Origin of the sequence: Pedobacter terrae (genome assembly GCF_900100705.1) — a bacterium.
GTDB classification, from domain to species: Bacteria; Bacteroidota; Bacteroidia; order Sphingobacteriales; family Sphingobacteriaceae; genus Pedobacter; species Pedobacter terrae.
The window spans coordinates 1-20,847 of the sequence record NZ_FNCH01000036.1 but is presented as its reverse complement, the minus strand read 5'-3'; the positions used below and the strand labels follow the sequence as shown (position 1 = coordinate 20,847).

The following is a 20,847-nucleotide window of genomic DNA, read 5'->3' as shown; positions in this document are numbered from 1 at the left end:
ATACTTGTTTAACACGGCGATCCGGCTTGGGGCAGAGCGTTTTTCCACCATTGAGGGATTAAGGAGATTAAGTTTTTAAAGCTCTTTTATATTTTAGGCGCCATCACAGCGTGCCTTACACCGCCCGCGCCATCTAAACCTGATAGCAGCGGAAAACCCGGAGGCGGAACGAGCCGAGGATTTGGAGCGAATAGCGGGAACACACATATATAGTAGCACTGAACCTGCTTTACTGAAAAAACTAACCTATACTATATAGTATATAAGCGCGATCACCTATATATGTTAAAAATTGTTAACTGTATATTTGTACTGAATTGCTTTCCATAGCTTAGCGGCCAATTGTTTTTATTGATGTTATCGTATTATTAATTATCTTTGCAGAATGTTTAAAGTTAAACACTTAATTATTTTATTATTTATTGCCGCTTTGGGTATTGCGGGTTGTAAAAGTCGTTTCGAGAAATTGAGAGCGAGTAATGATGTCGCAAAAAAATACCAGGAGGCACTTCGTTTGTATAATAAACGCGATTACAGTAAGGCATTGGTGCTTTTTGAGGACCTTTCTCAAAAATATCGTGGCCGTGCAGAAGCTGAGGATCTGAACTATTATTATGCTTATACCCTATATAGATTAAGTGATTACACCACTGCGAGATACCAGTTTAAAAGTTTTGCAGATACCTATCCGGCAAGTAAAAATGCAGAGGAAGCGAGATACATGTCAGCCTATTGCTATTATTTAGAATCGCCAAGTTTCTCTTTAGACCAGGAAAATACCTACAAAGCTATTGATGCATTACAATTATTCATCAACTTATACCCTACCAGCGACCGTGCTGCAGCTGCCGGCAAATATATTGCTACCTTAAGGGGTAAGTTAGAGGATAAAGCCTTTGAAAATGCTAAAATGTATTTAACTACAGGACCAAGTAATGTAGATAACTACAGAGCAGCTGTTATTGCTTTAAGAAATGCGCAAAGAGACTACCCAGATATTAAATATGCTGAGGAAATGGATTTCTTGATGATTAGGGCGCAATATTTATACGCAAAAAACAGTTACATCATGCGCCAGGAAGACCGTTATAATGAAGCGCTTGAATTGTATACTGAATTTACTGAAAACCACCCTGACAGTAAATTTACAAAAGATGCAAAGGCACTTAAAGGTAATGTTGAGGCAGGAATTGTGGCTACTAAACAGGAACTGGCATTATATGCTGCCGATCAGGAAAAATACAAGCAGATGTTGATCAGAACCGGTAAATTGAAAGATACCGTTTCTCAAAAACCAACTAACGCAGATAATACGAATATTAAAAACAAGTAATAGATGAATACTAACAAACCTGCTGTACCAAATACTACAGTAACCAGAAACGTACACGATTTAGATAAAACTACTGATAACCTATACGAATCATTAGTGGTAATTGCTAAAAGAGCAAATCAGATTTCGAACAACGTTAAAGAAGAGTTACACGGTAAATTGGCAGAATTTGCTTCTAGCAACGATAATTTGGAAGAAATTTTCGAAAACCGTGAGCAGATTGAAATCAGCAAGCATTACGAACGTATGCCCAAGCCTGTTTTGGTTGCTATTGATGAATTTTTGAACGAGAAAGTTTATCACAGAAATCCTGCTAAAGAACAAAAGTAACTGCATAGCGCATAGCGTTTAGGGCAAAGCGTTTAGCACTACGCTCTATGCTCCATGCCTTATGTACTCTGCGCATTATGCTAAAAAATAAAAATATAATCCTTGGCGTTTGCGGTAGCATCGCGGCTTATAAGTCGGCATTTTTGGTTCGGCTGCTCGTAAAAGCTGGCGCAAACGTAAAGGTTATTCTTACCCCTGATGGTGCTAATTTCATTACACCACTTACCCTTGCTACGCTTTCTAAAAATCCGGTTTACACGCAATATTTCGAAGAGGAAACAGGCGTATGGAGCAATCATGTTGAACTGGGCTTATGGGCTGATTTTATCATCATTGCACCAATCAGTGCGAATACCCTGGCCAAACTGGCAACGGGAATCTGCGATAATTTATTAACCGCTGTTTATCTTTCTGCCAAATGTCCGGTTTATGTAGCCCCGGCTATGGATCTAGATATGTGGAAACACGAAACAACCCAAAATAATATTGAACGTATAATCAGTTTTGGGAATACCGTTATTGCTCCTGCAAATGGCGAACTGGCCAGTGGGCTCTGGGGAGAAGGCCGGATGGCTGAACCGGAAGAAATTGTTTCCTTCCTAAGTAATGCTATTAAAAAATTGTTGCCCCTATTTGGCAAAAAAGTAATGGTTACGGCTGGTCCTACTTACGAGGCTATTGATCCGGTACGTTTTATCGGCAATCATTCATCAGGTAAAATGGGTTTTGCCCTGGCTGATGAGATGGCCAAACTGGGTGCAGACGTAACTTTAATTGCCGGACCAACTGCACAGAAAGCAAATCAAAGTTTAAAAAGAATTGATGTAGTGAGTGCGAAGGAAATGTTCGATGCCTGTACTGCTGCATTTGCAGAAACTGATATTACCATAATGTGCGCAGCTGTGGCCGATTATCGTCCCAAACAGGTTGCCACCCAAAAAATTAAAAAACAGGATAGCGAATTGTTTCTGGAGTTGGAAAAAACGACTGATATACTGGCTTTTTTAGGTACAGCAAAAAAACAGCACCAGATTTTGGTGGGTTTTGCTTTAGAAACCAATGATGAAGAGAATTATGCCAAAGGCAAACTGGAGAAGAAAAATCTAGACCTGGTGGTGCTAAATTCATTAAATGATAAGGGTGCAGGTTTTAAATCAGATACTAATAAAATTACTATTTTTAACAAAGCTTTAGAACGAACTGTATTTGAAATGAAATCGAAAACAGATGTTGCCAAAGATATTTGTACTGCCATTTTAAAAATTGCGAAATGATAAAAAAGATTGTTTTGATATTGCTATTGCTTGGTTTTGGAAAGCTACACGCGCAGGAGCTAAATGCAAGGGTAACTTTACTGGCTCCCCAGGTTTCGAACATTAGCAAACCAACCTTAGATGCTTTGCAAAAAACAATCCGCGATTTTTTGAACAATAACAAATTCAGCAATGAAAGTTATAAACCGCAGGAACGGATAGATTGTAGTTTCGTCATCACCATTAACTCATGGGATGGTGGCTCTGGCTACATGGCCGAAGCACAAATTCAAAGCAGTCGACCGGTTTTTAACAGTTCTTACAATAGCACTTTGTTAAATATGAGCGATAAGAATTTCGATTTTAGTTTCAATGATGGGGCTACAATCGACTTCTCTGATCAAAATTACATTTCCAATATCAGTGCCCTCCTCACCTACTATGCCTATACCATCATCGGGATGGATAAAGATAGTTTTAGCAAAATGGCCGGAACTCCTTTTTATAAAAAAGCACAGAATATTATTAACCTGGCACAAGCCTCGGGTAATACGGGCTGGAGAGCAGCTGATGGCTTACGTAACCGTTTTTGGTTTAATGAAAATGTTTTAAACCCCATTTTTGCCGAGCTCCGCAATTTCATTTACAGTTATCATTTAAGCGGACTGGATCAGCTAACGGATAATGATAAAGGCTTAATGCAGATTGTTGCAGCCTTGCCTGCATTACAACAAATGGATAAGCAAAAACTCGGTTCTATTTTCCCTAATGTCTACTTTGCTGCAAAAGCCGAAGAGGTAACCAATGTACTTTCAAAACTCAACGGACAAGAACGCATGAAAGCCTACAATATGTTGGCAGAAATCGATCCGGCGAATATTGGTAAGTATGAAGGACTGAAGAAGAATTAATAGCGTTGGTGAAGTGGTTAATTCTTTAAATCAGTTAATTTTAATAGCATAGTCAATCAGTACAATGGTAACCAATTAAACATACCATTTTAGAATATCACAATTTCTCAAGCCCCGGAGTCTTCGACTATATTCAGACTGACAACGCTTAAATTAATAACATTCGGCCTTACACACGGGGCATGTACCCACATTAATCAGATTTAGATAACCTGAGTCCATTTTTCATAGGCAGGTTCTTTTTTAACACCTAATAATAAGGTAACTTCCTATCAGACATTTCGTATGAAACAGTTAACCGATTAACCAGTTTGAACAGTTAACCATTAAATTTATTAAAAGATTTTGATATTACGAATATCTTCGTACATTTGAATACGAAATAATTCGTACAACTTGTAACATATGAATAATCAGAACATCAAACCAACAGAAGGTGAAATGGAAATCCTCCAGGTGCTTTGGCAAAAGGGGAATGCAACGGTAAGAGAAGTTCATGAAGCATTGAATAAAAAAGATTCCGGTTATACCACCACTTTAAAACTGATGCAGATTTTGCATGAGAAAGGAATGGTAGAAAGAGATACTACCCAAAAAACGCATATTTATAAAGCACTTGTTAGCCAGGATAAAACTGAAAAACAATTGGTAAACAAAATGATCGATAATGTATTCAACGGATCGGCAGCAAGGTTGGTGATGCAGGCTTTAGGTAACCACAGTGCGAGTGCAGCAGAAATTGACGAAATAAAAAAATATTTAGATAGCCTAAAATGAGGCTATTGTTGAGGTTGAAAGGTGCAGGGTTTAGATCCCTGATAAATAATAAATTTTCGGATGATCTCCGTATAAAAAATTAAAACCACCATTATGGAAACTTTATTACAACAGTTCATCAAAGCATTTGGCTGGAGTATTGTAAACTCACTTTGGCAAAGTGCCATCATTTATGGCATCCTATTTATTGTTTTGCTCGGCATTCCGAAAATGGCAGCAAAATACAAGCACAATCTTGCTTTTGGTGCCATCATTTTAATGTTTATTGGCTTTGGCTACAATTTCATTCATCAATTAACATTAAATGCAAATGCACAGTCACTGCCAATTAACGCTCAAAATGTGCAGGTTTACCAATATTTCAATAACCTGCCTCCAAGTTTTAGCAGCAGGGCAGAACAGTATTTTCCGCTGGTAGTCATATTTTATGCTATTGGTATCGTGCTGCAGTTATTCGTTATTGTTAAAGGTTATGGTCAGCTCTCCAAATTAAAGAAACAAAGCTTAAGTGCTATTCCGGATAGCTGGAAAATTATTTTCGAACAAGTAACTACCCAACTTAAAATCAACAAAGTTACTCAGTTTCACCTGTCTGCTATTGTTAATGTGCCTTTGGTTATCGGTTATTTAAAACCTGTGGTATTATTTCCACTGGCCCTGGTAAACCAATTAGACAACGATCAGGTAGAGGCGATATTGATTCATGAATTATCACACATCAGAAGAAATGATTTCTTACTGAACCTCATTAAAACGGCTATAGAAACCATATTATTTTATAACCCATTTGTATGGATGGCGGGTAGGTTTATACACATTGAGCGCGAACATGCCTGCGATGATCTGGTATTAAAAATTACAGGAAAACCATTGAATTATGCCCATGCCCTACTTAAACTCGAACTATTAAAAGACAAAAACAGTCCGGCTTATGCACTGGCAGCAACAGGCAAAACCCAGAATCTGTATCAACGCATAAAAAGAATAACCAACATGAAAACAAATTATTTAAACGCCAAACAACAAATGGCAGCCTTAACTTTAGGAGTAGCCTGTCTGTTTTCTATTGCCTGGATCAACCCTGCAGAAAATAAAAAAGAAACGAAAAAAACGCCAAAAATTGAAGTGTTAAGTGTGATTAACCACAACGATGTGAAAACTGTTGTTTATACTGATACCACTAAAAAACGTAAGATTAAAATTGTAACCATTGACGGCAATGGTAAAAAAACCGAATACAACTCGGTAAAGGAAATGCCAGATAGCCTAAGAAAAGATTTTTACAAAGATGAACTTTTTGCCGGAAAAAACATCTATAGATTGCATGCCGATAGTAATTTTAAATTTAACGATTCGCTGTTAATCGCTAAAATAAATAAAGAATTTAATTCACCCGAGGCACAGGCCAAATGGAAAAAGTTTGGCGAAGATGTGGCCAAACAATACAGTTCGCCAGAAGCACAGGCCAAGTGGAAAAAGTTTGGCGAAGATGTGGCCAAACAATACAGTTCGCCAGAAGCGCAGGCTAAGTGGAAAAATTTGGCGAAGATTTGGCCAAACAATACAGTTCGCCAGAAGCGCAGGCCAAGTGGAAAAAATTTGGCGAAGATATGAATAAACAATTCTCATCGCCAGAAGCGCAGGCCAAGTGGAAAAAATTTGGCGAAGATATGAATAAACAATTCTCATCGCCAGAAGCGCAAGCCCAATGGAAAAAAATAGGTGAAGATATGGCTGCTTCGATAAATACTCCAGAATTTAGAGCTCAAATAGAAAATCTTAAAGTGAAGACCTTAAAATCAGGAAAAGGTTATCAGCTTTCAGATGGTATCTTTTTAAAATATAATGATGAACCGAACAGTAAGGTTAAACAAACGGAAGAGTATAAAAAACTAAAGGAAAAATTTGACAACGAGGTAAAAGAACTAAAAGAGAAAATAGAGCAGAAAGAGAAAAAAGAAAAAGTTGAAGGTGGCAACAAAAGCTCAACAATAAATCCGGCAGTTATACTATATCGGAAACAAGATTTTACAGATGCCGATAAAGCCCTCAACACTTTAAATGCTGTAGTAACCTATAAAAAATCAGATTTTACAAATGCCGATCAACTGGCCATAAAAACTTATCTTCAGACATCCAACTTAAAAATTGCCAATGATAATGCCATTAACATTTCTATAAAATAAAAACACATCAACCAAACAGATCATGAACGGCGAAGATTATTCTTCGCTGTTTTTGTTTTGTAGACTCCTGTTGAATAAATTTTAATATTTTTGCTTAGCATGCTACAAAAACTTTCTATACGTAATTACGCATTAATCGACAGTCTGGATATCGAATTCGATAAAGGCTTGAATATTATAACAGGTGAAACTGGTGCTGGTAAATCAATCATACTTGGCGCATTATCGCTCATTTTAGGTCAGCGGGCAGAAAGCAAATACTTTTTTAACCAGGACAAAAAATGTGTTATCGAAGGTAATTTTACATTGGCAGATGAAAATCTGAAAGGACTTTTTGAAGAAAATGATCTCGATTTTTCAAAAGAAAGCATCTTAAGAAGAGAAATATCAATAGACGGTAAAACCAGGTCGTTCATTAATGATACACCAGTCAATTTATCTATCCTAAAACAAATTGGCGAAAAACTGATCGATATTCACTCACAACATGCTACACAAGAGATTAACGATTCAGATTTTCAACTCTTGATTGTAGATGCTTTGGCAAACCATAAATCATTGCTGACCGACTACCGTCGCGGATTTAAAAAGCTTAAACACGATACTGCCCTATTAAAGAAACTGGTAGCTGAAGCCGATGAAGCCAGAAATAAACAGGATTACGAACAGTTTTTGTTTAACGAGCTGGAACAGGCAAAACTACAGGATGGCGAGCAGGAGGATTTAGAGCAGGAGTTAGAACGACTAACGCATGCGGAAACGATAAAAAGAGCATTAATCACCACTTCGGGATTAATTAACGAAAGTGAACCATCTGCCCTTCAGATTTTAAAAGAAGCATCATTACAGTTGCAGAGCATAGAAAAGTTCGATCCTGCAATTAATGTATTGTACGAACGTTTACGCTCCTCAATTATTGAAATAAAAGATATTACCGACGAGGTTTCTGGCATTGAAGAAAACACGGTTCACAGTGCAGATCGTTTAGAACTGGTTAACCAAAGACTGGATCTTTTTTATTCGCTTCAGCAAAAACATCGGGTTACAGATAATTCGGAGTTACTTGCACTTCAAAAACAATTGGAAGAAAATCTGAACAAACTGTTATCTTCTGATGAACATATCGAAAATCTACAGCAAGAAATAGATCAACTTCAAAAAGCTTTACATAAACAGGCCGATCAATTAAGTGCCAATCGTAAAAAAGCCATTAAAGTGGTAGAAGAACAAACCAGTGTTACCTTAAAAAAAGTAGGGATGCTAAATGCCAAGTTGGTTTTACATCAAAAAGTATTGAGTGAACTGAATAAAGATGGTTTGGATGAAATAAATCTTCTCTTTACTGCCAATGCCGGTCAGGCACCAGCACCTGTAAATAAAGTAGCCTCTGGTGGTGAATTATCGAGGTTAATGTTGGCTATAAAAGCATTATTGGCTAAACATACCTCCTTACCGACCATTATTTTTGATGAGATCGATACCGGGATTTCTGGTGAAACCGCACTAAAAGTTGGAGAAGTCATTGCAGATTTAGGACAGAACATGCAGGTAATTTCGATTACGCACCTACCGCAAATTGCAGCTAAAGGCATATCTCACTATTTTGTTCATAAACATGAAGACCATGGAAAAACCACAACCGGGATCCGTAAACTTAAACAGGAAGAACGTATTGGTGTAATTGCCGAAATGTTGAGCGGTAAAAATCCTGGCGCATCAGCAATAGAAAATGCGAAGGAGTTGTTAGGTTAAGGATTATTTTCTCGCTCCATGGTCTGTGTTCCGACAGATCATTTCTATTCTTATTGCAATAGTGGTCTGTGCCCTCACAGACCACGGTGATTGTAATAATTCTTTTGCATGCGCAATAAACTAATAATTTAGTTTATATTTAGGTTATGAAATCCTTATTAACCTTATTCTTGCTATTTATTGGTAATATTTGTTTGGCACAACAAAATTACGTGCTTTCTGGTACAGTTAAAGATAAACACGGAGAAGCTTTACCCGGTGCAGGTGTATATATAAGCGGTTATAAAATTGCAACCGTTTCGAACAACAAAGGCGATTATGCACTGCAGCTTAAACCTGGTAATTATGATATTTTAGTACAGCTTATCGGCTATAAGGCACTAAATAAAAACATTATTATTTCTGATAAGTCTATAAAAATCGATCTGGTTTTAGAAGAAAGTGTTACCCAACTAAACGAAGTCACCATTAAGCCAGATCCGAACAGAGCCAATTACCTGGCTATGTTCAGCGATTTTTTTATTGGTACAACACCAAATGCTGAACAGTGTAAAATGATTAATCCGAATGTGTTACTGATTGATTACGACAATGAGGAGTCAAAGCTTACGGTAAAAACAAATCAATTTTTAATTATCGAAAATCAGGCACTGGGATACCGGATAAAATACCTGGTCAATAATTTTGAGTACAGTAGCAGAACAAAAATCATCTATTATGAAGGCTTCCCTTATTATGAAGATTTAAAAGGATCGATCCGGAAAAAAAAGATCTGGGCAAAGAAACGTTTAACTGCCTACCTGGGTTCGCCACAGCATTTTTTTACATCCCTCTATAATGGTAAGGCAACTGAAGAAGGCTTTATCATTAATAAATTAATTACCCAGCCAAATCGCGATAAACCGTCTGACAGTGCCATAAGAGCAAATATTAAACGGTTAACAAAAGTGCAGGAAGGCTTATTACGAAAAACGATAAATCTTAATCATGGAGATTCACTCAGTTACTGGATCAGAAAGAAAAACCTCCCCGATGGCATTTCCATTTTAAATCGCAGTCCTGTTGCACAAGATACCTTGGTTCATACTCACAATCAGAATATCAAAAGCATAAATTTTAGCGATAAACTATACATTATTTACACTAAAGAAAAGGAGGATCCATTATTTGCCAACCGGATAGGTTTATCCATCAGCAGGCCTTTAGATATGCCCGATTATCAAATATCAACTATTACGCTACAAGTAGCACCAGTATATTTTTATGAGAACGGCGGGATTTATAATCCACGAGCTATGCTTTATGCCGGCTATTGGGGCTGGGAAAAAATCGCAGATAGTGTGCCGATGGATTATTTACCACCTGCAGATGTTGAGCTTAAAAAGTAGGAAAATTAAATACAGTATTTGGGTATCTGGTCTTAGCGTCGCGCTAAGACGTTAATAAAAAAAACGCTTATTGGTTTAAATGTGGAATATCATTACGAAACCCTACAACCAGAGTAGAATCAAAATAAGATTTTCCTTTTTTAGGAAAGCAAATACAGCTGTTCCTTGGTTTCAGCAGTCCCGCCCTTTGTTACAAATCCTCGCCCTCATGCTTCGGGCTGTGGGTTTTTCACTGCGGTCGGGTTTAGCTGGCAAGGCCCAGTAATACTATTTAGGGTTTTTGAACTATGCAGCACCTACCGCTGTTAAATAAACCTGACAGAGCGTGTAGCCCACAGAGAAGCGCAGCGTAACGAGGACTACAAGCGATGGCGGGGCTTCTATAGCCATGGAAAACAGAACTTTCGTTTTCAAATAAAAAACGACTCTTGTGTAATCAGGCTTATTTAACAAATTATCTTTTAAAGATCCTTCTCTGCACTACTATGACGTTATTTCGTCACTCCTATTGATTTTTATACCATAAATTACTCTTCAGGATTGACAACACCTATTAACGATCACCATCAAATGTTAAATTTGTTAAAATTCTTTTTCGTTTTTAATAAATATTACGCCTTTTGGTTACATTCGTCTCCATGATTAAAAGCCTTTTAGTAGCCTTTATGCTGATCATGTTGGGTACTAATGCCATTGCTCAAAACACTTTCTCGATCAGTGGTGTGGTTAGGGATAAAAAAGATGGATTGCCTGGTGCGAGTATTTACCTAAGCGGGTATAAAATTGCGACAGTTGCCGATAATGACGGAAAGTTTAAACTTTCAAACCTTAAGCCTGGCAGTTATGATCTGCTTGTACAGCTGGTTGGTTACCTCCCCTACTCTAAAAGTGTTATCATTTCCGACAAATCGGTTCAGGTAGAATTGATTTTAAATGAAAATGTTGCCCAGTTGGATGAAGTCGTGATCAGGGCCGATCCTAATCGCCAGAAATACATTAACCAGTTTAAAGAGTTTTTTATTGGTAAAACACCAAATGCAGCACAGTGTAAAATATTAAATCCACAGGTTTTAAATGTAGATTTTGATATTACCAAAAGTACTTTAACAGTATCTACTACAGAATTTTTAATCGTAGAAAATAAGGCATTGGGTTATCGTCTTAAATATATGCTCGATCATTTTGAGTATAATTCGCGCACACATATTATTTATTACTCCGGACATCCGTTTTTTGAAGAATTGAAGGCTTCTGCCGCTAAAAAGAAAAAATATATTGCCGCAAGAGAAATAGCTTATTATGGATCCTCACAACATTTCTTCCGTTCACTTTATGCCAATAAAACAAAGGAAGAAGGATTTATCATCAATAAAATGATTAAAATCCCCAACCCAAACCGTTACCCGCAGTATGTAATCAATACCAATTTAGCGAAAATTAAAGCCGTACCGGAAAAAACAGGCATCAGACAAACAAAGGGAAAAGTAGATACCGCCTTACTTGCCTTTTGGACGAAACAACAGGAAATGCCCAAAACTATTGATAAATTTTCGAGGGCTGAGGTACTTACTGATACCCTAGTACATTACTATAACCAGAATTTAAAATATCTGAGCTACACCGATGCGCTTTTGATTCAATATACCAAAGAAAAAGAATCGCTAGCCTACTCTAAAACAGGCTTCTGGATTTTCAGGCCGCTGGATGTTCCGGAAAATGAAATTTCAGTAGCGAATTTAACTGGTGAAAGCGTGCGTTTTTATGAAAATGGTGGCATTTACGATTCCCGGTCATTGCTTTACGAAGGTTACTGGGCTTATGAGAAAGTGGCTGATATGGTGCCAATGGATTATATACCACTGTCGAATAAGCAATGATGAATCGTGGAAGATGTGAGATAGAAAATGGTTGATGGAACCTAGAATTAATTGTTGAAAAGTAATCATTATTGATATTTAAAATTGCTAAAAATATTAGTAATTTTAAATTATGATTGGCGAAGCAGATAAACAGTATTTTAAAGGAAGGGGTGCTCAGGTAAATCCACATAACAAATTTTTAAAAGATGTTTATGTAAAGGAGCATGACGAAGGGATAGATGACTGGGAGGAAAGTGATCGTAAAACATCTTTTATCTTCGAAAACTCGAAAACCATCGTAAACAAAGTTGACAGTCCGGATGTAGGCATGGCCTATTCTCTAAATCCTTACCAAGGTTGCGAACATGGTTGTACCTATTGTTATGCCCGCAATTCTCATCAATATTGGGGCTATAGCGCCGGAATAGAATTTGAGCGGAAAATAATCGTTAAAAAAGATGCACCCACGCTATTTAAAAAGTTTCTGGAGAAAAAAGGCTGGGATGCCACCACCATTTCCCTCTCAGGCAATACTGATTGCTACCAACCTGCAGAAAGAAAATTTAAGCTAACCAGGCAGTTGCTAGAAATTGCATTGGCCTATAAACAGCCTATTGGGATGATTACCAAAAATTCGCTTATCCTTCGCGATCGGGATATTCTGAAAGAGATGGCCAGGTTAAACCTCTGTATGGTTTATGTTTCTATTAATAGTTTGAATGAGGATTTACGACAGGTCATGGAACCCCGTACTACAACGGCCAGGCAACGCTTAAAGGTAGTAGAAGAACTCAGTAAAGATGGAATTCCTGTAGGTGTAATGGTTGCCCCTCTTGTTCCCGGTTTAAGTGATCATGAAATCCCGAAAATTCTAAAAGCAGTAGCCAATGCGGGTGCCATTAAAGCAGGTTATACAGTGGTACGGCTTAATGGTGCAATCGGTCAGATATTTGAAGATTGGCTGCAGAAAAATTTTCCAGACCGTTTTGATAAAGTTTGGCATTCGATACAGAGTTGCCATGGCGGTAATGTGAATGATAGCCGGTTTGGCGACCGCATGCGTGGAGATGGTAATATTTCACAAATGATCAGGGACAATTTCAGACTGCATTGCCGTTTAAATGGCTTGAATGTGAAAGATATTATTTTAGACCATACTTTGTTTAAGGTTCCGAGCAACCAGGTGAGTATGTTTTAATATTTAGGGAGAGAAATCCCTTGCGCTCAAGGCCGTGGTTTATGATCACGGCCATCTCAATATGGCCTGTTACTATTTACGATTCGGCCACTTCGTATCATGAATTTGTAATCCACCTGATAAAAACTTAGTTTTAAAACCATGAAGAAGATTGCATTAGTAACCTACCTGGATAAAGGGGCTTATGATAGTACCACAGTTGAAAGTGAGGATGACAAACTACTAATTTTCCTGAAACAAAAAGGACTGGATATTGAAAAAGTAATCTGGAACGATGTAAATATTAACTGGGAAGATTATTCACTGGCAATTTTAAAATCGTCATGGGATTATTTTGATCTTGTTGACGATTTTTATATCTGGTTAGATCTTTTAGCAACGAAAAAAGTTAAACTGCTTAACCCAATCGATGTGGTAAAGTGGAATTCGGATAAACGTTATTTAAAAGAGATTGAAACTGCCGGTCTAAAAATTATACCCAGCGTCTTTATCCACAAAAATGAAAATGTGAAACTCGAAGATTTCTTTGAAAAATTTAACAGCAATGAATTAATTGTAAAACCATGTATTAGCGGTGGGGCGAAAAACACCTTCAAGGTAACGGTTGATCAGGTTGATGAAATAAACCAAAAGTTAAACCTACTTGTCCAGGAAGAAGACTTTATTATTCAACCATTTCTTCCTGAAATCCTGGAAGATGGCGAATGGTCATTCATTTTCTTCAATGGGATTTATAGCCACTCACTAGTTAAAAGAGCTAAACCTGGCGATTTCAGGGTACAGCCAGCACATGGTGGTTCTGTACATCCGCAGAAACCTGGTAATGACCTGATTGCTTTAGCACAGCAATATGTGGATTCATTTGCTAAAAATTGCCTTTATGCACGAGTGGATGGTACGTTGGTTAATGGAGAATTTTTGTTAATGGAGTTAGAACTGATAGAACCCTTCCTGTTTTTAAATACCGACCCAAAAAATTATGAACGTTATTATAAGGCATTAGGAGAATTGATATAAGATTTAAGCGTTTTCGTCATTTCGAGCGAAGTGAAACGAAGCTTAGAAATTCTATAATAGCTCTCTCGAAAGTTCGGGGCTGCTCCAGCCGAGATGCAGATCCTTCGGTATGTTGATCTTAAACAAAAAAACTCCCGATTTTCATCGGGAGTTTTTTTTAATTATTTACTTGAAGAATCTTCTTCTTGTTTTGGCTCTTCTTTTTTCTTTTCGCCTTTTTTGTGATTGATCGAAACCAGCTCTGTAGCTTTATCATAATCAATTTCTAAAACATCACCTTCGGCCAGTTCGCCTTTAAGGATCTCTTCGGCAATCGGGTCTTCTAAATATTTCTGAATGGCTCTTTTTAACGGACGCGCACCAAAATTACTATCAGAACCTTTATCAGCAATATATTCTTTCGCATTATCAGTCAATGCAATTTCATAACCAAGGGTATGAACACGACCGAATAAAGCTTTTAACTCAATATCGATAATTCTAAAGATTTCTTCTTTACCTAAGCTATTAAATACCACTACATCATCAACACGGTTCAAGAATTCAGGGGCAAAAGCACGTTTTAATGCACTTTCTATTACACCACGACTGTGAGAATCCGCCTGGTTTGTTTTAGCTGTTGTAGAGAAACCAACGCCTTGACCAAAATCTTTAAGTTGACGGGCACCAATGTTTGAAGTCATGATGATGATTGTATTTCTAAAATCAACTTTACGACCCAAACTATCCGTTAACTGACCTTCATCCAGCACCTGTAATAAGATGTTAAATACATCTGGATGCGCTTTTTCAATCTCATCTAATAAAATTACGGCGTAAGGTTTTCTTCTAACTTTTTCGGTTAACTGTCCACCTTCTTCATAACCTACATATCCCGGAGGCGCTCCTACTAAACGTGATACCGCAAATTTCTCCATGTACTCACTCATGTCGATCTGAATCAAAGAGTCATCACTATCAAACATGAAACGGGCTAATTCTTTTGCCAACTCAGTTTTACCTACCCCGGTTGGACCTAAGAAAATAAAGGAACCAATCGGCTTTTTAGGATCTTTTAAGCCTGCTCTTGTACGTTGGATGGCTTTAGTCAGTTTTTTGATCGCATCGTTCTGACCAATAATTTTCTCAGCTACTTTATCGTACATATTCAACAGCTTAGCGCTGTCTGTTTGTCCAACTCGCTGTACCGGAATACCAGTCATCATTGAAACCACTTCGGCTACGTTATCTTCTGAAACTTCGTAACGTTTGGTTTTGGTTTCCGCTTCCCACTCCGCTTTGGCTTTATCTAATTCTTCAATTAAATTTTTCTCTGTATCGCGTAGTTTTGCAGCTTCTTCATACTTCTGGCTACGCACCACCTTGTTTTTCTCTAATTTGATATCCTCAATTTTAGCTTCGATATCAATAATATTCTGAGGAACATGGATGTTGGTTAAGTGAACACGAGAACCTGCCTCATCTAAAGCATCAATGGCTTTATCTGGTAAGAAACGATCAGAAATATAACGCGAGGTTAAAGTAACACAGGCTAAGATTGCTTCATCTGTATACGTTACACCATGGTGTTCTTCGTATTTATCTTTAATACGGGTTAAAATCTCAACAGTTTCATCTGGTGTAGCTGGCTCAACCATTACTTTCTGGAAACGACGGTCTAAAGCACCATCTTTCTCAATGTATTGGCGGTATTCATCTAATGTTGTAGCCCCGATACATTGAATTTCGCCCCTTGCCAAAGCAGGTTTAAACATATTGGATGCATCCAGCGAACCTGATGCGCCACCAGCACCTACAATGGTATGAATCTCATCAATGAACAGGATTACATCAGTAGATTTTTCAAGCTCGTTCATCACGGCTTTCATACGTTCTTCGAACTGACCACGATATTTTGTACCGGCTACCAGCGATGCCAAATCCAAAGTTACTACACGTTTACCAAAAAGCACACGTGAAACTTTGCGTTGCACAATACGTAAGGCAAGACCCTCTGCAATTGCAGACTTACCTACACCAGGCTCTCCAATTAAGATTGGATTATTCTTTTTTCTACGTGATAAAATCTGCGATACACGCTCAATTTCTTTCTCGCGGCCTACGATTGGATCTAAACGACCTTCTTCAGCAGCTTTTGTTAAATCGCGACCGAAATTATCGAGAACAGGAGTCTTAGATTTTATATCCGAAACTTTTTTAGGTGTACTAAAGCTCTCTTCTTCGCGATAGTCATCATCGCCTCCTGTAGAAGCGCTGTTGGAGATATCATCTCTGAAACCATTTTTATTCACTTCAACCTCCTGTTTAAAAACATCATAAGTAACGCCATATTGCAATAAGATCTGTGAGGCAATGTTATCATCATCTCTCAAAACCGATAACAACAAATGTTCGGTACCAATTAAATCGCTCTTAAATATTTTAGCTTCTAAGTAAGTAATTTTTAAAACTTTTTCTGCCTGTTTAGTTAATGGAATATTGCCCAAGTTTACTGTAACACTCGAAGTACCGCGAACAGCATCTTCAATTGAGCGGCGCAATTTACCAGTATCAACTCCTAACGATCGTAAAATTTTTATAGCCATACCATCGCCTTCGCGGATGAGGCCCAATAATAAATGCTCGGTTCCAATGTAATCGTGCCCCAAGCGGAGCGCTTCCTCCCTACTAAAAGAGATTACATCTTTAACCTGTGGTGAAAATTTTGCTTCCATAATACCTTTCTTAACAGCTACGTCCCTAAACTATAAAATAACTTTATAAAAACGAACGTACTGTTTTCTTTATTTTATCAACAATTGCGCCATATGAGTGGATAAAGAGGCTTGCAAGTGCCTGAGAACCCCAAATACAATATAAGATTACTATTCTGATAAATATTATTTTATTTGTATTTATCTACGTAATAAGTGTTCTAAAGGTTTTAAAAGGACATTTATTAAAAACATCCTATTGCTGACAGTATATTGTCGGTTTATTGTAAGGATTTCTTAGCCATCAGAAACTGACAATATGTATCTTTTTACTAAAGCAATTTACAAGTTTTGACAGAAAAACAAAAAGAACATGACATCATTAAACAATTTTATCAGATAGCGATCAACAAACTTCAAATCCACCTGTAGCATAACCTTATGAAGTTAACTGCTATTAAGTCGTTTTTGTTTTTTAGCGCTGTAGTTTATTGTGATTTAATAATAAAATGAGAAAGGTTTAACAAATTAATATTTTGGGAGATTATAAATCAAGGCATTCAAACCCTAAGCGCAATGAGGATCTTTCGAAAATACCGCTCCATAGCAAAGTCTTTTTTATTTGAAAATGAAAGGTCTGTTTTTCATGGCTGCAACAGTCCCGCCGTCGCTCGTTTCCCCGTTGCGCTGCTCGTCACCATGGGCTACCCCACTCTGGCGGGTTTATTAACGATGGCCAGTATGGATAGCATTGTCTAATACCGACCTAGTTTCCCAATATGACGTTCCGATATTTTATCCAAAAAGTTTGTTTTTGATAGTGTCTTAGCGAGAAGCTAAGACTAGATTAAGACAGGTTTGCATAGGATTAAAACAGTCTCCAGCACAAACGATTTCGCTTTCAGCAACCTGTCCGGTCGGTTTTAAACCTGCTTTGATTAAACGTAAAATGGCCACAGTATTGAGCTGTGACCATTTTACATTTTTGTCGTTTATTGCTTATTAGCTACTTTGAGGTAATGGACAGCAATTTTGTTTAATCCTAAAGATATCATTTGGGTATCTCGTTCTAATTGACATTAATTTACCAGTTAATACCGAGGTTGATCTCAAAACTTCCTGCAGTATAACCACTCAAATTACCAGTTTGTGTATTATATGCTGTATTAATCATGTATTTTTTCTTATAATGTAACCCAACACCAAAACTTGCAGACTTACTGGTATGATACATAGCTGTAAATAGTAACTGTTGGTTAGCAACTCCGAGTTGCCCGCCAATATCCACAATATCTGCAATTCCCGTAAAAGAGCGATAAGCCACTTTAGGTTGAAACAAGCTTTCTCCAAGATCAATTTTATACCCAGCTGCCGCATAAACAGCAGGCGTATTGATTAGTTTTAATTTATCCCTATTAAAATAATTTTTAAGGTTTACTAATGCAAAATCTAAAACCAGGTGCTGTGAGGTTAATCCAACTCCAAAATCACCATCAAAATAGGTTTTATGATCTGTATTATAAACGCCTACCTGCGGATCATTCGGGTTTCCAATCAAATCTTGCATATCTACCCGCTGGTTTATAAAGCCGGCGGATAAACCAAAATGTAATTTTGCAGATCCATTAAGCGGAAGATGATAGGCATAACTCGCCAAAATTCTCGTTTGCCTTTGCAAGCCAGCTTTATCCAGATTCATGTTTAGTCCTACCCCTACTCTTTCCCATCCATAGGTAGCACTTAGGTTTTGTACCATAGGAGCACCAGGAATATTATTCCATTGTGAACGGAAAGCAAGGTCTGCTGTTGCACCTTCTGCTAATCCGGCCATGGCCGGATTAGCAAGATAGGTGTTATTAAAATATTGATTTAATAATGGATTAGTCTGCGCATTTACCTTCGAAACACCGATAAGAGCAGCCAGTATCAATAATGTTGTTTTTATCCTTTTCATTTTCTTAACGGTTTCTGATAATCGTGATAAATCCTTTTTGAACCAGTTTATTTGGGCCATAAGTGATGATGTAATAATAAGTTCCTTCTGCAAGGTCATTTCCTCCGATAGTTCCGTTCCAGCTATTATCATATGATTTTTTACTGTACATTTCCCTGCCATTACGGTCGAAAATCCGGACTTCATTGCTTGGATACAGATCAATGTTCTGAACAATCCAGGTATCATTTACACCATCTCCATTTGGTGTTAAGATATTATTCGCAACTAACTTATAATCCTCATTTACCTTAATGGTGATCGACGCTGAACTAACACAACCGCTGGCATTCGTTACCCTCACCGTATAAGTTGTAGTTTGCGACGGACGAACACTGAGTGATGCAGTATTTTGTCCACTAATGATACCACTCGCTGTAGACCAGCTATAAGTTGTGCCTCCACTAGCCGTTAATACCGCTGTTTCACCTTTGCTAACTTCAGTTCCTTTATTGCTTACAATACTTACTGATGGAATGGCATTAATTATTAATGTGCCATTTACGTAAACGAAACTATAATTGTTTGATACACCACCAGATGGTACCAGTACATAATTACCTGCAACATTTCTGTTGGCAGTAGTGCTTACAATAGGTTTTGTACTTAAAGAACTTTCATTATCGCCAGCTTTAAAACCAGTATAAGTAACACCAAAGGTTGGGAACCCGTCTGACTGACACATCACAGCATTATTAGCAGTAACCGTCAGTACTGATTTAGTAATGGTTAAGTTACTGCTGATGTAAGCGATTGTATAATTGCTATTCAGTACAAGGGTACCCTGGTTGATTGCATAAGTACCCACGTTTTCACCTGGTGTTCTGGTCAGGCTTCCGCTGAAACTGTCGCCCGTTACCAGTGCCGGAGCAAAGGTATAGGTCAAGGCAGGATCGGCATCTCCATAGGTTTTGCTCTTCGATGCAGCCGTTACCGTGATGGTTTTTGCACCGATGGTTAAATCTGCACCAACATAAGTAACGGTATAATTGCTGTTCAAGGCCAATGTACCCTGGTTGATCGCATAAGTACCCACATTTTCACCTGGTGTTCTGGTCAGGCTTCCGCTGAAACTCTCGCCCGTTACCAGTGCCGGAGCAAAGGTATAGGTCAAAGCAGGATCGGCATCTCCATAGGTTTTGCTCTTCGCTGCAGCCGTTACCGTAATGGTTTTTGCACCGATCGTTAAATCTGCACCAACATAAGTAACGGTATAATTGCTGTTCAAGGCCAATGTACCCTGGTTGATCGCATAAGTACCCACGTTTTCACCTGGTGTTCTGGTCAGGCTTCCGCTGAAACTGTCGCCCGTTACCAGTGCCGGAGCAAAGGTATAGGTCAAAGCAGGATCGGCATCTCCATAGGTTTTGCTCTTCGCAGCAGCCGTTACCGTGATGGTTTTTGCACCGATCGTCAAATCTGCACCAACATAAGTAACGGTATAATTGCTGTTCAAGGCCAATGTGCCCTGGTTGATCGCATAAGTACCCACGTTTTCACCTGGTGTTCTGGTTAAACTTCCGCTGAAACTGTCGCCGGTTACCAGTGCCGGAGCAAAGGTATAGGTCAAGGCAGGATCGGCATCTCCATAGGTTTTGCTCTTCGCAGCAGCCGTTACCGTGATGGTTTTGGCACCAATTGTTAAATCTGCACCAATATAAGTAACGGTATAATTGCTGTTCAAGGCCAATGTACCCTGGTTGATCGCATAAGTGCCCACATTTTCACCTGGTGTTCTGGTCAGGCTTCCGCTGAAACTGTCGCCCGTTACCAGTGCCGGAGCAAAGGTGTAGGTCAAGGCAGGATCGGCATCTCCATAGGTTTTGCTCTTCGCTGCAGCCGTTACCGTGATGGTTTTTGCACCGATCGTTAAATCTGCACCAACATAAGTAACGGTATAATTGCTGTTCAAGGCCAATGTACCCTGGTTGATCGCATAAGTGCCCACGTTTTCACCTGGTGTTCTGGTCAGGCTTCCGCTGAAACTGTCGCCCGTTACCAGTGCCGGAGCAAAGGTATAGGTCAAGGCAGGATCGGCATCTCCATAGGTTTTGCTCTTCGATGCAGCCGTTACCGTGATGGTTTTTGCACCGATCGTTAAATCTGCACCAACATAAGTAACGGTATAATTGCTGTTCAAGGCCAATGTACCCTGGT

At 38.4% G+C, this 20,847-nt stretch carries 15 protein-coding genes and 1 pseudogene; 12 read left to right on the top strand and 4 right to left on the bottom strand.

Going from position 1 to position 20,847, the window contains the following annotated elements:
* The first annotated feature begins 385 nt into the window (after nucleotides 1-385).
* The 5 genes from BLR60_RS24055 to BLR60_RS24035 all read left to right on the top strand — a co-directional run bounded on the left by BLR60_RS24055 (nucleotide 386) and on the right by BLR60_RS24035 (nucleotide 4,604).
* Nucleotides 386-1,333 carry an outer membrane protein assembly factor BamD gene (locus tag BLR60_RS24055; RefSeq protein ID WP_090504980.1) on the top strand — a complete coding sequence of 316 codons (948 nt, stop codon included), beginning with the start codon at nucleotides 386-388 and terminating at the stop codon, nucleotides 1,331-1,333.
* 3 nt (nucleotides 1,334-1,336) lie between these two features.
* On the top strand, nucleotides 1,337-1,663 hold the full coding sequence (locus BLR60_RS24050) for a DNA-directed RNA polymerase subunit omega (protein ID WP_090504977.1): 327 nt from the start codon (nucleotides 1,337-1,339) through the stop codon (nucleotides 1,661-1,663).
* 77 nt (nucleotides 1,664-1,740) lie between these two features.
* Nucleotides 1,741-2,937 (top strand): bifunctional phosphopantothenoylcysteine decarboxylase/phosphopantothenate--cysteine ligase CoaBC, encoded by a 1,197-nt coding sequence (gene coaBC / locus BLR60_RS24045; RefSeq protein ID WP_208600713.1) that lies wholly within the window; start codon nucleotides 1,741-1,743, stop codon nucleotides 2,935-2,937.
* Nucleotides 2,934-3,827 (top strand): type IX secretion system protein PorD, encoded by an 894-nt coding sequence (gene porD, locus BLR60_RS24040; RefSeq protein WP_090504974.1) that lies wholly within the window; start codon nucleotides 2,934-2,936, stop codon nucleotides 3,825-3,827. The genes coaBC and porD overlap by 4 nt, the downstream gene beginning before the upstream one ends.
* A gap of 405 nt (nucleotides 3,828-4,232) precedes the next feature.
* Nucleotides 4,233-4,604 (top strand): BlaI/MecI/CopY family transcriptional regulator, encoded by a 372-nt coding sequence (locus BLR60_RS24035; RefSeq protein ID WP_090504971.1) that lies wholly within the window; start codon nucleotides 4,233-4,235, stop codon nucleotides 4,602-4,604.
* A 30-nt stretch (nucleotides 4,605-4,634) separates the two neighbouring features.
* Here the strand turns inward: BLR60_RS24035 and BLR60_RS25515 are convergent.
* Nucleotides 4,635-4,691 (bottom strand): annotated as a pseudogene (locus tag BLR60_RS25515) (hypothetical protein); the annotation flags it as partial.
* A 6-nt stretch (nucleotides 4,692-4,697) separates the two neighbouring features.
* Between BLR60_RS25515 and BLR60_RS24030 the strand changes: the two are divergent.
* The 7 genes from BLR60_RS24030 (at nucleotide 4,698) to BLR60_RS24000 (ending at nucleotide 14,004) form a co-directional block, all read left to right on the top strand.
* Complete coding sequence (locus BLR60_RS24030; protein ID WP_090504968.1) at nucleotides 4,698-6,218, top strand: M56 family metallopeptidase; 1,521 nt, start codon at nucleotides 4,698-4,700, stop codon at nucleotides 6,216-6,218.
* On the top strand, nucleotides 6,215-6,790 hold the full coding sequence (locus BLR60_RS24025) for a hypothetical protein (RefSeq protein WP_090504965.1): 576 nt from the start codon (nucleotides 6,215-6,217) through the stop codon (nucleotides 6,788-6,790). Before BLR60_RS24030 ends, BLR60_RS24025 begins: the two co-directional genes overlap by 4 nt.
* A 99-nt stretch (nucleotides 6,791-6,889) precedes the next feature.
* On the top strand, nucleotides 6,890-8,542 hold the full coding sequence (recN, locus tag BLR60_RS24020; protein ID WP_090504962.1) for a DNA repair protein RecN: 1,653 nt from the start codon (nucleotides 6,890-6,892) through the stop codon (nucleotides 8,540-8,542).
* A 146-nt stretch (nucleotides 8,543-8,688) separates the two neighbouring features.
* A complete protein-coding gene (locus BLR60_RS24015) occupies nucleotides 8,689-9,930 on the top strand; it encodes a carboxypeptidase-like regulatory domain-containing protein (protein ID WP_090504958.1) in 1,242 nt (413 codons plus the stop codon).
* 638 nt (nucleotides 9,931-10,568) lie between these two features.
* On the top strand, nucleotides 10,569-11,807 hold the full coding sequence (locus tag BLR60_RS24010) for a carboxypeptidase-like regulatory domain-containing protein (protein WP_090504955.1): 1,239 nt from the start codon (nucleotides 10,569-10,571) through the stop codon (nucleotides 11,805-11,807).
* 112 nt (nucleotides 11,808-11,919) lie between these two features.
* Nucleotides 11,920-12,987 carry a PA0069 family radical SAM protein gene (locus BLR60_RS24005; protein ID WP_090504952.1) on the top strand — a complete coding sequence of 356 codons (1,068 nt, stop codon included), beginning with the start codon at nucleotides 11,920-11,922 and terminating at the stop codon, nucleotides 12,985-12,987.
* 141 nt (nucleotides 12,988-13,128) lie between these two features.
* On the top strand, nucleotides 13,129-14,004 hold the full coding sequence (locus BLR60_RS24000) for an ATP-grasp domain-containing protein (protein WP_090504949.1): 876 nt from the start codon (nucleotides 13,129-13,131) through the stop codon (nucleotides 14,002-14,004).
* A 161-nt stretch (nucleotides 14,005-14,165) separates the two neighbouring features.
* Here the strand turns inward: BLR60_RS24000 and BLR60_RS23995 are convergent, their stop codons facing one another.
* From BLR60_RS23995 to BLR60_RS23985, 3 genes are all read right to left on the bottom strand, one after another.
* Nucleotides 14,166-16,718 carry an ATP-dependent Clp protease ATP-binding subunit gene (locus tag BLR60_RS23995; RefSeq protein WP_090504946.1) on the bottom strand — a complete coding sequence of 851 codons (2,553 nt, stop codon included), beginning with the start codon at nucleotides 16,716-16,718 and terminating at the stop codon, nucleotides 14,166-14,168.
* A gap of 1,063 nt (nucleotides 16,719-17,781) precedes the next feature.
* Nucleotides 17,782-18,651 (bottom strand): PorP/SprF family type IX secretion system membrane protein, encoded by an 870-nt coding sequence (locus BLR60_RS23990; protein ID WP_090504983.1) that lies wholly within the window; start codon nucleotides 18,649-18,651, stop codon nucleotides 17,782-17,784.
* 4 nt (nucleotides 18,652-18,655) lie between these two features.
* A partial coding sequence (locus BLR60_RS23985; protein WP_143009142.1) for an MBG domain-containing protein occupies nucleotides 18,656-20,847 on the bottom strand: 2,192 nt, incomplete at its 5' end.